Source organism: Alteromonas sp. G4i35 (genome assembly GCF_054960375.1).
Window position 1 is genome coordinate 23275 of the sequence record NZ_JBHNZD010000023.1, and the last position, 12713, is coordinate 35987.

10 protein-coding genes are annotated in these 12713 nt (G+C 45.5%); 6 read left to right on the forward strand and 4 right to left on the reverse strand.

The features are described 5' to 3' along the window. The first annotated feature begins 48 nt into the window (after nucleotides 1–48). From ACFI6L_RS15110 to ACFI6L_RS15125, 4 genes are all read left to right on the forward strand, one after another. Entirely contained in the window at nucleotides 49–831 is a 783-nt protein-coding gene (locus ACFI6L_RS15110) for an NRDE family protein (protein ID WP_462574346.1), read from the forward strand. A 147-nt stretch (nucleotides 832–978) separates the two neighbouring features. Then, entirely contained in the window at nucleotides 979–2169 is a 1191-nt protein-coding gene (locus ACFI6L_RS15115) for an amino acid aminotransferase (RefSeq protein ID WP_014949721.1), read from the forward strand. 286 nt (nucleotides 2170–2455) lie between these two features. Next, complete coding sequence (locus ACFI6L_RS15120; RefSeq protein ID WP_462557938.1) at nucleotides 2456–4621, forward strand: S46 family peptidase; 2166 nt, start codon at nucleotides 2456–2458, stop codon at nucleotides 4619–4621. Between the two features lie 105 nt (nucleotides 4622–4726). Continuing rightward, entirely contained in the window at nucleotides 4727–4978 is a 252-nt protein-coding gene (locus ACFI6L_RS15125) for a hypothetical protein (protein WP_462574347.1), read from the forward strand. Between the two features lie 80 nt (nucleotides 4979–5058). Here ACFI6L_RS15125 and ACFI6L_RS15130 read toward each other — a convergent pair whose 3' ends face one another. The 4 genes from ACFI6L_RS15130 to ACFI6L_RS15145 all read right to left on the reverse strand — a co-directional run bounded on the left by ACFI6L_RS15130 (nucleotide 5059) and on the right by ACFI6L_RS15145 (nucleotide 9027). Continuing rightward, nucleotides 5059–5517: a YaiI/YqxD family protein gene (locus ACFI6L_RS15130; RefSeq protein ID WP_014949724.1), complete on the reverse strand. Its 459-nt coding sequence runs from the start codon at nucleotides 5515–5517 to the stop codon at nucleotides 5059–5061. A gap of 25 nt (nucleotides 5518–5542) precedes the next feature. Further along, on the reverse strand, nucleotides 5543–6304 hold the full coding sequence (locus ACFI6L_RS15135) for an SDR family oxidoreductase (protein ID WP_039216437.1): 762 nt from the start codon (nucleotides 6302–6304) through the stop codon (nucleotides 5543–5545). Nucleotides 6305–6380: 76 nt separating this feature from the next. Continuing rightward, nucleotides 6381–7148 (reverse strand): SDR family NAD(P)-dependent oxidoreductase, encoded by a 768-nt coding sequence (locus ACFI6L_RS15140; protein WP_462574348.1) that lies wholly within the window; start codon nucleotides 7146–7148, stop codon nucleotides 6381–6383. A 76-nt stretch (nucleotides 7149–7224) separates the two neighbouring features. Next, nucleotides 7225–9027 carry an acyl-CoA dehydrogenase gene (locus ACFI6L_RS15145; RefSeq protein ID WP_377948536.1) on the reverse strand — a complete coding sequence of 601 codons (1803 nt, stop codon included), beginning with the start codon at nucleotides 9025–9027 and terminating at the stop codon, nucleotides 7225–7227. Between the two features lie 142 nt (nucleotides 9028–9169). On the opposite strand from ACFI6L_RS15145, the gene ACFI6L_RS15150 reads away from it, so the two are divergent. Beyond that, a complete protein-coding gene (locus ACFI6L_RS15150; RefSeq protein WP_462574349.1) occupies nucleotides 9170–10159 on the forward strand; it encodes a GlxA family transcriptional regulator in 990 nt (329 codons plus the stop codon). Between the two features lie 262 nt (nucleotides 10160–10421). Further along, nucleotides 10422–12668 carry a TonB-dependent receptor gene (locus ACFI6L_RS15155; protein ID WP_014949729.1) on the forward strand — a complete coding sequence of 749 codons (2247 nt, stop codon included), beginning with the start codon at nucleotides 10422–10424 and terminating at the stop codon, nucleotides 12666–12668. Nucleotides 12669–12713: the final 45 nt, after the last annotated feature.

The following is a 12713-nucleotide window of genomic DNA, read 5'->3' on the forward strand; positions in this document are numbered from 1 at the left end:
AACAATGCAGCGTTTTGAATTCTTAGAGAATATGGGCTTAATATAGCTATGTGTATTTTATTTATCGCAAACAATATGCGAGATGACTACCCGCTTATCATCGCTGCGAATCGGGATGAGTTTTACGCACGACCAACCGCGCCGTCTTCATTCTGGAAAAGCCACCCGCATTTGCTCGCCGGACAAGACTTAGAAGCTAATGGAACCTGGATGGGTGTTACGCGTAACGGATATGTGGCGGCACTTACTAATGTAAGGGACCCACACAACATCAATAAAAATGCGGTATCGCGAGGTGAATTAGTCGCCAACTGGCTGAAGCACGACTCAGTCGAAATGAAGTCTGTTGCACAATCACAATACTTGGCAACGCTAGAAAAAACGCGCCACCGATACAACGGCTACAACCTGTTATTCGGAGATATAAATTCGCTTAAGGTTTACAACAACGTAAACAATTCGACCCACATTATCGACACTGGTGTCTACGGTTTGTCTAACGCGGATATTGCCACACCTTGGCCAAAAGTCACGCAGGGCGTTACCGCATTGAACAATTATGTCACCAAACAAAACATCATTAATGATGAAGACTTATTTGATATTTTACGTTACGACAATAAAGCTGACGATGCCTTGTTACCCGACACGGGCGTAGGCTATGAGTGGGAAAAGGCGTTGTCTTCCATTTTTATTCAATCCGAAAAATACGGAACGCGTACCTCTACACTGCTATTAGTAGATAAAAACAATACGCTGACCTGGAAAGAACGACGCTTTTCAGACAAAGGCGAAGTACAAGAAACCCGCGCTTTTTCTTTTTCAATTTAGGGTGTTTTTGAAATGAAACTTTCGTTTACGTTTTCTTTCCTCGACTAATTGAAATATTTTCAACCTTTAGGGGTCGTTTTTTCTACCATCGGTGGCATAATGCCAGCCTGCTATCTTTTGCATACCAACGTAACGTGAGGACATATCGTGTTTGAAGTATTACCCCATCTCGCCCCAGATCCAATTCTTGGCCTGTCAGCTGCTTTTCGTGAAGACACCAACCCAAACAAAATCGATTTAGGTGTTGGCGTATATAAAGATGAGCAAGGTAATACCCCTATTCTTTCAAGTGTCGCAAAAGCGCAAAAAGTGCTTTTAGATACCGAAACTAGCAAAACCTACATCACGCCTCAGGGCAACCAAGGTTTTATCGACGGTATGTTGTCTTTGCTATTAGGTAAGACTAGCCCCGTTCTATTAGCAGACCGCGTTGCAGCGGTTCAAGCTCCAGGTGGTTGCGGTGCATTGCGTATTCTTTCAGAACTACTTGCCCGTTGTAACGACAACGCTAAAGTATGGGTAAGCGACCCAACATGGGCGAACCACATTCCACTTATCGGCTCTGCGGGTCTTAAAATCGAAACCTACCCGTACTTCGATAAAGCGTCAGCAAGCATTCGCTTTGACGCTATGATGGAAACCCTTCGCAAAACTGAAAAAGGCGATATCGTTCTTCTACACGGTTGCTGTCACAACCCTACAGGTGCTGATCTTACTAATGCACAATGGGATGAAGTACTAGAAGTAGCGAAAGAGCGAGAATTCCTGCCTTTCATCGATGTGGCTTACCTAGGTTTTGGTGAAGGTTTAGAAGAAGACGCGTACGGCATGCGTTTGTTGGTAGAAAACCTACCAGAGGTTATCGTTGCAGCTTCTTGCTCCAAGAACTTTGGCCTTTATCGCGAACGTGTTGGTTTGGCTGCCATCATTACTGAAGATTCAGCAACCCGTAAAATTGCTCAGGGTCAAATTCAGTCAATCGCACGTGGCATCTACTCTATGCCACCGAGCTACGGCGGCGCGTTGGTAGACATTATCCTAGCTGACGAAGCCCTTAACAACGAGTGGGTATCTGAAGTGAACGAAATGCGCGATCGCATGAAATCACTCCGTGCAATGCTAGTTCAAAACCTTCACGATAATGGCTCGCCTAAAGACTTTAGCTTCGTAAACGACCAAAAAGGTATGTTCTCGTTCTTGTGTATTACTCCAGAGCAAGTGCGCGAAGTGCGTGAAAAGCACAGTGTGTATTTTGTTGATTCTAGCCGCGTGAACATTGCGGGCATCAACCAAGAAAACGTAGAAACACTTGCTAAAGCATTGGTATCAGTGCTTTAAGTACGAACTATTGATTCTTAAGATTCGAAAGGCAGGGTTCACACCCTGCCTTTTTTATTGCCTTCAAATTACCCGTCTTCCTATTTCTGCGATGAACGCCCCAACCACGCTGTCAGTAGCGGTTAGTCACACTTTTTAACAAATTCACGCAGTGCGCTATACGCCTTTTAGTAGGGCAAGCCGGATATAATCGTTACACTGTAACAATGTTGACGTACACGTTAACTTGGTATTTATTACGACTGACTTATAACAATGAGATTAACGACAAGAACAAGGATCACCCATGTCTAAAGTAAGTGTATTTTGTCTTTCTGCCGCGCTACTTGGCAGTGCAATGCAAGTAAATGCTAAGGAAGGCATGTTCACGCCAGAACAACTCCCTTCAATTGCCGGCGATTTAAAAGAAACAGGCTTAGCAATCCCTGCTAGTAGTATTAACGACCTAACCGCGTTTCCTATGGGCGCGATTGTTTCATTAGGTGGCTGTTCAGCATCGTTTGTCTCTGACAAAGGCTTGGCCGTTACTAATCACCACTGTGCGCGCGGCTCTGTTCAATATAACAGCACCCCAGAAAACAACTATTTAAAAGATGGTTTCCTAGCAAAAGAAATTGGTGAAGAACTGCCGGCCGCGCCGGGTACACGCATGTTCGTTACGGTCGATTTTTCTGATGTAACCGACAACGTAATTGGCGGTATCAGCGATGACATTCAAGGACGCGAGCGCTACGACCTCATTGAAGCGAACCGCAAAGCATTAATTGCAGAATGTGAGTCTGAAGCGGGCTTCCGCTGCTCTGTGCCTTCGTTTTTCCAAGGCCTTGAGTATAAGCTAATTAAGCAAATGGAAATTCGTGACGTGCGCATTGCCTACGCGCCTGCTGATTCAATTGGTAAATACGGTGGTGATGTAGATAACTGGATGTGGCCTCGTCATACGGGCGACTTCTCTTTTTACCGTGCTTATGTGGGTAAAGACGGTAAACCCGCTGATTACAGTGAAGAGAACGTGCCGTTTAAACCTGAGCATTTCTTAAAAGTTTCGGCAGCTGGACTTGAAGACGGCGACTTTGTTATGGCAGCTGGCTACCCTGGCTCTACTAATCGCTATGCGCGTTTATCACAAGTGTCGTACACGTTTGATTGGTTATATCCCACTTACCTTGAACTGGTAGACGCGTGGATCAAGACTATCGAAAGTGCATCTGAAGAAGGCAGCGATGCGCGTATCAAATACGAAGCATTGTTAGCGGGTCTTAACAACTTCCACAAAAATACGTTAGGCCAGCTTTCTGGAGCTAAACGCGTTGGACTTGTTCCACGTCGCGCTGAGCGTGAAGAGCAACTAGCTGCATGGCTTGATAAAAACGGTAAGAGTGAAATGAAGCAAGCACTAGCCGATCTTGATGCGGTTAGTGCTGAACAAATGCAAATGAACAAGCAAAACTTCTGGTACAACAACCTAAGTCGTGCACAACTCTTGTCGTCAGCTCAAACCCTGTATCGCAATGCCATCGAAAAAGAAAAGCCGGACGCAGAACGTGAATCTGGATTTCAGGACCGCGATCAAATTCGCCTGAAAGAAGGCGTAGAGCGCATTGAGCGTCGCTTTGATCCGGCCGTTGATCAGGCCGTTTGGCAAAAAATGATTAGTATGTACCTTGAACAGCCTGAAGAAAACCGAGTAGCCGCGTTCGATAAAGCAGTAGGCATTGATAGTGATACTGACGGAAAAACACTTCAGAAGAAGTTAAAGGCGTTTTACGACAAGACTTCATTGACTAACACTGAAGAACGTTTGAAATGGTTAACTGCAAGCCGCGCTGATTTCGAAAATAGCAACGACCCGTTCATTAAACTTGCGGTTGCCCTGTTCGATACCGAGATGGCTATTGAAGATAAGAGCAAAACGCTAAGCGGTAAAGCTGCCGCGCTTCGCCCTAAATACATGAGTGCCATTATTGAGTGGCAAAAATCTTTGGGCAGCCTTGCTTATCCAGATGCAAACAGTACGCTGCGCGTCACTTACGGTAACGTAATGGGCGGCTCGCCAAAAGACGGCCTAATTTACGAGCCGTTTACTCGTCTTGAAGGTATTACCGAAAAAGACACGGGCGAGACACCTTTCGACTCTCCTAAAAAGCAGCTTACGCTTATTGAGGACAAGAAATATGGACCTTACAAGTTAGAAGCTATTAACAGCGTGCCGGTGAACTTCCTTACCGATTTAGATTCAACCGGCGGTAACTCAGGCTCAGCAACGCTTAACGCAAAAGCAGAGCTTATCGGTCTGTTGTTTGACGGTACGTTCGAGAGCGTTAATTCTGATTGGGATTTTGATCCGAAAACAACCCGTACCATCCATGTAGATAGCCGCTACATGTTATGGGTAATGGAATACGTTGACGGTGCAACAAACCTCATCGAAGAGATGACCATCGTTAAATAACCACCAAATAATGGGGTCAGAGTACTTTTCTGCCCCCAAAAAAGTGGCAAAATGGGGGCAGAGTACATTTTCTCCCTAATGCCTTCCGGTAAAAAGGAGATAGTTATGAGGTTACTAATAAGGCTTGTTAGTTTAGCCGTGGCTGCGTACTCGTGTTATAGCGGAGCTATAACCGGTGAATGGAAAGCATCTATCGCTATTATTTCGCTATGTGCGTTGATGTTCCTAATTACGTTTATTTCCAAGACTCGCGGCGGTACGCCAGGCTCTCAAAGCGATGGCGCCTCAACGATATACACACCAAGCAGTAGCTCAAGCTCATCTTGTAGCAGTGATGGCGGTGGTGGAGATTGCTAAAACCCAATGGGGGTCAGAGTACTTTTTTCAGTATTTAAAGTACTCTGACCCCCAAATTAATGTACTCTGACCCCATTATTTTATTTGAGGTTGCGGAGGCCTTGGGTGAGGAGTCGGTCTAGTGCGTTGGCGAAGTTTTGTTTGTCACGTTGAGAGAAGGCTTTTGGTCCGCCTGTGTGTTCGCCACTTGAGCGCATGGTTTCCATGAAATCCCGCATGCCCAGTATCTGCTTAATAGACGACTTGTCGTATTCTTCACCACGGTTATTTAACGCTAGCGCATTTTTTGCCAGTACATCAGCGGCCAATGGAATGTCATTGGTAATGACCAAATCACCGGCTTCACACTTCTCTACTATATAATCGTCAGCAGCATCGAAGCCTGACGGCACTTGCGTTAAGGTTATGTGCTTGTCTGGTGGAACAGACATAGAATGGTTAGCCACCAAAGACAAAGGCAGCTTGGTACGTCTGGCTGCCTTAAAAAGAATGTCTTTGATCACTGCAGGGCACGCGTCGGCGTCAACCCATATATGCATGGTCGTATCTCGTAACTGTATCTAATTACGCTAGCATACCACCATCTACCACCACTGTCGTGCCAGTCGTGTAGGTTGAAGCGTCTGATACTAAATACAATACCGTGCCCGCCATTTCATCTGGGTCAGCGACACGGCCTAGTGGAATAACTTTAAGCGCGTGCTTCAAGATTTGCTCGTTAGTTGTTAACGCCGACGCAAATTTAGTATCGGTTAAACCTGGCAATAATGCGTTTACGCGAATGTTCAAGCTACCGCACTCTTTCGCAAATGACTTAGTCATGCTGATGACCGCAGCTTTCGTAATAGAGTAAATACCCTGCATGTCGCCCGGTGTTATACCATTTACCGATGCCGTGTTGAGAATGACGCCACCACCCTGCTCTTTCATCATTTTTCCAGCTTCAATCGACATGAAGAAGTAGCCACGAATATTGACGTCTACAGTTTTATTGTAGGCGCCAAGATCAGTATCTAAGATATGCCCAAAGTAAGGATTGGCTGCCGCGTTGTTTACTAGAATATCCAGTTTTCCAAAATCGCGCTTAATGACGTTAAAGGCTTCTGTAATTTGCTCCATTTCACCCACATGACACGCTAGCGCTGTCGCCTTACCACCTGCGTCACGAATTGAAGAAGCAACGGCTTCACAGCCGTCAATTTTGCGGCTTGATACAATTACATGCGCGCCATACTGGGCAAGCAAACGGGCAATAGACTCACCGATACCGCGACTTGCACCTGTAACCAGTGCCACTTTTCCTGTTAAATCAAAAAGGTTCTTCATTGTCATATCCTTAATTCTTGCTGATAAAGTGCTTTGTGCTTAATTTCTATTATTAACGCTTGTTGCGGTGCCTGCTCTAGGCCAACATACCACCGTCGAGTACTACGGACTGACCCGTCATGAATGACGACTCATCACTACACAACCAAGCAATGGCATTAGCAATCTCTTCTGGTTTACCCAAACGCTTCATTGGATTTGCGCCAATAAGCCCTTTTTGGCCTTTTTCATCCAATTTTGATAAAACGCCTTGCACCATAGGAGTATCTACAAAGCTTGGACAAACAGCGTTAATGCGTATGTTCGCCCTTGCGTATTCCACTGCCGCCGATTTAGTAAGCCCCACTACCCCATGTTTTGAAGCGCTGTAAGCACTAATCATAGGCGCAGACCGCAATCCAGCTACAGAGGCAATATTGATGATGTGACCACCGCCTGTCGTCGTCATATGCTTGAGGGCGTTTTTCATGCAATACCACACGCCAGCTAAGTTGACCTGAATATTCTTCATAAACATGGCGTCATCGACTTCAGTTAGCGGAGCTGGAAAATGGTCGATACCCGCGTTATTAATAATTACGTCAATCTTGTCGTTATGAGAAAGCGCCGTGTCGAACATCGCTTTGACCTGAGCCGGTTCGGTAACATCCACTGACACCGCATAGGCTTTGCCACCTGCAGCAACAATTTCTTCAGCCAATGTTTTGGCATTACCTTCGTTTAAGTCGGCAATACCGACTGTTGCACCACGCGCACTCAATACGCGAGCCGATGCAGCGCCGATCCCCGAGCCTCCACCAGTAATAAGAACATGTTTACTTTCAACATTTGCAGCTACATTCATTAGCTGTACTCCAATTTAGTGAACAAGCGCAACGCCGTTAATTTTGGTCACTGCGCATGCTTCTTGATTTGAACGATTAAAAATAACTCGCTTTTACGTTGTTACACGTCGCCTCGCGTGAAGAAAGCACCTCAATATCGCGACTGACTAGCGGTAACTCCCAATTTAAGAAGTATTCAGCTGCTGATAACTTACCTTCATAAAAGTCAACGTCTTGCTCGCCAGCACCATTAGCGAGTGCTTGTTCGGCAACATTTGCCTGGCGCAGCCAAATCCAGCTCACCACACAACTTGAAAAGATATTTAAAAAGCAGCTCGCGTTAGTTAGTAAAACAGGCTGTTTATCAGAGCGCAGATCGGCCGCAGCTTGTTGTATTAAACCGCCAAGCTGGTCTAAGTATGGTTTTAATTTTGCAGCTAGCGCCTGTGCTCTTGGCGTTTCTGCGCGCTTCATATCGCCTGTTACACGAGAAAGCAGCACCTGAAGACCTTTACCGTCGTGCTGCCATAACTTTCTTCCCAGCAGATCTAACGCCTGAATACCATTCGTGCCCTCGTGAATTGGGTTTAAGCGGTTATCGCGCCAGCACTGCTCAACAGGATATTCACGGGTGTAGCCCGCACCACCTAGTATTTGAATAGCCAAATCGTTGGCTTTAGGGCCAAATTCCGAAGGCCATGCTTTGAACACGGGTGTTAAAAGATCTAAAAGCTGAGAAAGCTCGGTGCGCTTTTCGCTGTCAGTTTCTGTCTCCATCTCATCGATGAGCATGCTGCCGTACAAGCAGAGGGACATACCGCCTTCACAGTAGGCCTTTTGCGCTAGCAACATACGTCGCACGTCACCGTGATTGATAATAGGTGTAGGCTCGTCTTCTGGCGCAAGATTAGGCGCAGCGCGACCTTGGGTACGATCTTTTGCGTATTCTAGTGAGTAACGGTACCCGCGATACCCTATCATGGCAGCACCATAGCCCACGCCAATACGTGCTTCGTTCATCATCATGAACATGTAGCGCAAACCCTGGTGCGGCTCGCCAATAAGGTAGCCGTGGCAGTCACCATTTTCGCCAAAGGTTAGTGCGGTTGAAGTTGTACCTCGGTAGCCCATTTTATGGATAAGGCCAGCAAGGGTAACGTCGTTGCGCACATCTGGATTGCCCTCAGAGTCTAGGCGGTATTTAGGGACAGCAAATAAGGAAATACCTTTTACACCAGCTGGACCACCTGGAATTTTCGCCAACACCAAATGTACGATGTTGTCGGAAAGCTCATGCTCACCACCTGAGATATAAATCTTGCTGCCTTTGATTCGATACGTACCATCATCTTGCGGCCTTGCTGATGTACGAATATCTGCAAGTGACGAACCGGCATGGGGCTCGGTAAGCGCCATGGTTCCAGTGAAGTCACCCGCTAACATTTTTGATAGAAACGCACTTTTGATATCCTCAGAGGCAAAATGCTTAATGACATTGGCGGCCGCTGCAGTTAAGAAAGGATAAGCAGTTGACGATGGGTTAGCCGCCAAGAAGTAGCCCGCACAGGCATTCATAACGGTAACAGGAAGCTGCATACCGCCATCTTCAAAATCGAAGTGACCCGCGATAAAGCCCGATTCTCTATAAGTATCGAAGGCCACTTTTACGTCGTCAATCATAGAGACTTTAGTGCCATCGAATGTAGGCTCGTTTTTATCAGCAACGGCATTATGAGGAAGAAATAACTCTTCTGCCATCTTCTCGGCCATATCAATAACAGCGTTGAAGGTTTCTACATTGTGCTCTTCGAAGCGAGCTTTTTCACATAAGGCTGCGGTGTTTAATACTTCGTACAGCTGAAATTGCATTTCACGGCGGGGAATAAGTTGGTCGGCCATGGTGTCCTGTCCTCTACGAAAACTTGTTAACACATTGTGTCATATTCGTTATCGTGCCATCATTGTCATTAATGACACAATAATGGTCAATCGCGCCAACAATCACTGAGTTTTATCTTATTTTATAACTCGAATTATTTTTATGAATGACACGAAGTTCACCGTTACCGTACTCGGCTTTAACCAAGCCTTGGCATCTGCCATTACAGGAGCCCTCGATGTATTTGCTTTCGCAGGTATTAGTTGGCAGCGAATACACAACTTACCAACCAAACCACAGTTCAAAGTACAGTTGGCCAGTCACCATGGGCAGCCTATTCTTTGCTCTAATCAAGTTGTTCTACAGCCCAATATCGCCATCGAAGAAGTCTCACACACTGATGTCTTGTTAATTCCCACCATTGGTGGCGGTATTGATGAAGTGCTAGAAAGCACAGCGCCTCTGCTTGTACACATAAGGCGTCTGCAGAAAATGGGGGCCGACATTGCCGCCAATTGCACCGGTACTTTCCTTTTGGCCCAATCCGAATTATTGGACAATAAAATTGCCACTACTCATTGGGGATATGCAGATAAATTTAAGGCCATGTACCCTACAGTAAACTTACAACCTGAGAAAATGGTTACTGAAGACGATACGGTGTTTTGTGCAGGCGGCGGCATGGCGTGGATTGATTTATCTATCTTATTGATAGAACGCTACTGTGGTCATCAGATTGCGAGCGATACGGCAAAATCCCACGTTTTGGATGTGTCCAGAACAAGCCAAACTATTTATGCCAGCAGTCGTCAGCGACGATTTCACTCAGACAAGGACATTAAAGCGGTACAGTCTTTTCTGGAAAAGAACGTACAAAATAAATGCACGCTTAACGAATTAGCACTACGGCATAATATGACCGAACGCACACTTATACGCCGATTTAAAAACGCGTGTGATATTACACCAGGTCAGTATTTACAGTCGCTGCGCATTGAGCACGCGAGAAAGCTCTTAGAAACGTCTAGTATGCCCTTAGAGAGCGTGATTAGCGCTGTAGGCTATGAAGACCTTAGCTCTTTTACTCGACTATTTAAAAAAACGACTGGTTTATCACCTTCTCAATACAGAGCGAAATTCAAGCGAGGCTAATTTGATTTAGATGGTTAGTAGACTACTTGCACCAAAAAATACCTCTCTATCAAATTTGATGTTCCATGCCTGTGCACACAGGCTTTTTAGTTATATTCAATCTAACTAATATTGTGCATTTTCGATGAAAAACGCCTTGGTTTGCACAAATTTGAAGTTTTTATGTAAAAGTTTGTGTAAAATGCAGCGCCAAGCATAGATTGTTATTTTTTGTGCTAAAAACACTACAAAAGTATAAATTTAAAATCATCTTGGTGGAAACATGAGAACACACAAAATCGCCACACTAGCGTTAGCCGTTAGTGCTGCGTTCAGCTCTTCAGTTCTTGCACAAGAGGCCGCGACGACAGAAAAAAAAGAAGCCTCACTTGAACAGATTACCGTTACTGCGCAAAAGCGTACTCAGTCAATTCAGGAAGTACCTATTTCTGTTGCGACACTAAGCGGTGAGAAATTCGAAAGCCTATTCTCTGGCGGTGAAGATATTCTTGCTCTAGCGGTTCGCGTACCTGGCCTTTATGCTGAGTCATCAAATGGTCGTGTTGCCCCGCGTTTTTATATTCGTGGTCTAGGTAACACCGACTTCGACCTTGCTGCATCACAACCTGTTTCTATTATCATGGACGAAGTGGTAATGGAAAACGTGGTACTTAAAAGCTTCCCGCTTTTCGACGTTCAGCAAGTTGAAGTACTTCGTGGTCCACAAGGTACACTATTTGGTCGTAACACCACTGCTGGTATCATTAAATTTGATACAGTAAAACCAACCCAAGACGTTGAAGGTTACGCGAAAGCAGGCTTCGGTTCATACGGTACAATGAACTTCGAAGGCGCTATTAGCGGCGGTCTTACTGACGAACTTTCTGCCCGTCTTTCGGTATTGTCACAAGAGCGTGATGATTACATCGACAACGCAGCAACAGGTCAAAACGACGCATTAGGCGGCTTCGACGAAAAAGCATGGCGCTTACAGCTTCTTTGGGAGCCATCAGCGGACTTCTCTGCACTTCTCAACGTACACGGCCGCGACTTAGACGGTACTGCTTCAATTTTCCGTGGAAACGTTTTTAATAAAGGCAGCAATGACCTTAACGATAGCTACGACCGCGAAACAGTAAGCTACGACGGCGATCTAGAAGGTAACGGTACAGATAACAACCCACAGTCTTACGAAGGTTTAGGTGCATCACTTAAACTAGAATACGACATGGACGATGTAACCTTTACTTCAATCTCTGCAATTGAAACCGCTGAAGGTTCTAGCCTTGGCGACATCGACGGCGATGCAATTGCTTCACAAAACTTTGTAACTCAAGATAACCTTGACGATCTAGAGCAGTACACGCAAGAATTTCGTTTAGCGAGCAACACCAGCGACCCAATGAACTGGCAAGTAGGTGCTTTCTATTACGATGCATCGTTCAACGTAACCAGCATCGACGGTTTCTTTGGTGCGACTACGGTATTCCATGAAAACCAAACATGGGCGGTATTCGGTCAGTCATCTTACCAAGTTAACGACAAGCTAAACGTTACTGGTGGTATCCGCTACACTCACGACAAGAAATCTCTTGTTGTTGGCGAACAAAACGTTGACGGGTTTGCCGTTGTTCTAGGTATTGCATCTGTTCAAGATTATGACGATATTAATGTAGATGACGGTCAAACAAGCTTTGAACTAAGTGCAAACTACCGTGTAACTGACGACATGTCTGTTTTTGCTCGCTATGCTAATGGTTTCAGAGCGCAAACTATCCAAGGTCGTGACGTTGCATTTGAAGGTGCACCTTCAGTTGCAGACGCAGAAACGATCAACTCTTTTGAAGTGGGTATTAAGTCAGACCTATTCGACGACACGCTACGTCTAAACGCTGCTGCGTTCTACTATACCGTTGATGACATGCAGTTCTCGGCCATTGGTGGTGGTAACAACTTTACTGCGCTAGTGAATGCTGACGAAGGTGAAGCTTATGGTTTTGAAGTAGACGCTCAATGGCTAGCGACTGACGAACTTACCTTTACTGCTGGCTACAGCTACAACCACACTGAAATCAAAGATGATTCTCTAACGGTTGCACCTTGTGGTACAAGCGCATCTGATGGCTTCACTGGCTACTGTACAGTAACTGATGAGCGCCCAGATGGATTCAATGCAATCATTGACGGAAACCCTTTCCCGCAAGCACCTGAATCAATCTTTAACTTCACTGCACGTTACACTATCCCTATGGGTGATGACGGTGAGTTCTTCGTGTTTACTGATTGGGCGTTCCAAGGTGAAACCAACATCTTCCTATATGAAGCGGTTGAGTTTACTACAGACGACAATTTCGAAGGCGGTCTACGCATTGGTTATGAGAACTTTGCGCACAACTACACGGTAGCGCTATTCGGTCGTAACATAACAGACGAAGACAACGTTAAAGGTGCAATCGACTTTGCAAACTTAACGGGTATTGTAAACGAACCTCGTATTTGGGGTGTTGAGTTTAAGTACACATATTACTAAGAAAAGTTAAGTAGCTACTCTCTTCCATTGTAGCTACCTATCTAT

Excerpts from the sequence above, each read along its gene's own strand:
- ACFI6L_RS15110 (WP_462574346.1), top strand. The coding sequence starts at position 49 with ATGTGTATTTTATTTATCGCAAACAATATGCGAGATGACTACCCGCTT.
- ACFI6L_RS15120 (WP_462557938.1), top strand. The coding sequence starts at position 2,456 with ATGTCTAAAGTAAGTGTATTTTGTCTTTCTGCCGCGCTACTTGGCAGT.
- ACFI6L_RS15125 (WP_462574347.1), top strand. The coding sequence starts at position 4,727 with ATGAGGTTACTAATAAGGCTTGTTAGTTTAGCCGTGGCTGCGTACTCG.
- ACFI6L_RS15130 (WP_014949724.1), bottom strand. The coding sequence starts at position 5,517 with ATGCATATATGGGTTGACGCCGACGCGTGCCCTGCAGTGATCAAAGAC.
- ACFI6L_RS15135 (WP_039216437.1), bottom strand. The coding sequence starts at position 6,304 with ATGAAGAACCTTTTTGATTTAACAGGAAAAGTGGCACTGGTTACAGGT.
- ACFI6L_RS15140 (WP_462574348.1), bottom strand. The coding sequence starts at position 7,148 with ATGAATGTAGCTGCAAATGTTGAAAGTAAACATGTTCTTATTACTGGT.
- ACFI6L_RS15145 (WP_377948536.1), bottom strand. The coding sequence starts at position 9,027 with ATGGCCGACCAACTTATTCCCCGCCGTGAAATGCAATTTCAGCTGTAC.
- ACFI6L_RS15150 (WP_462574349.1), top strand. The coding sequence starts at position 9,170 with ATGAATGACACGAAGTTCACCGTTACCGTACTCGGCTTTAACCAAGCC.
- ACFI6L_RS15155 (WP_014949729.1), top strand. The coding sequence starts at position 10,422 with ATGAGAACACACAAAATCGCCACACTAGCGTTAGCCGTTAGTGCTGCG.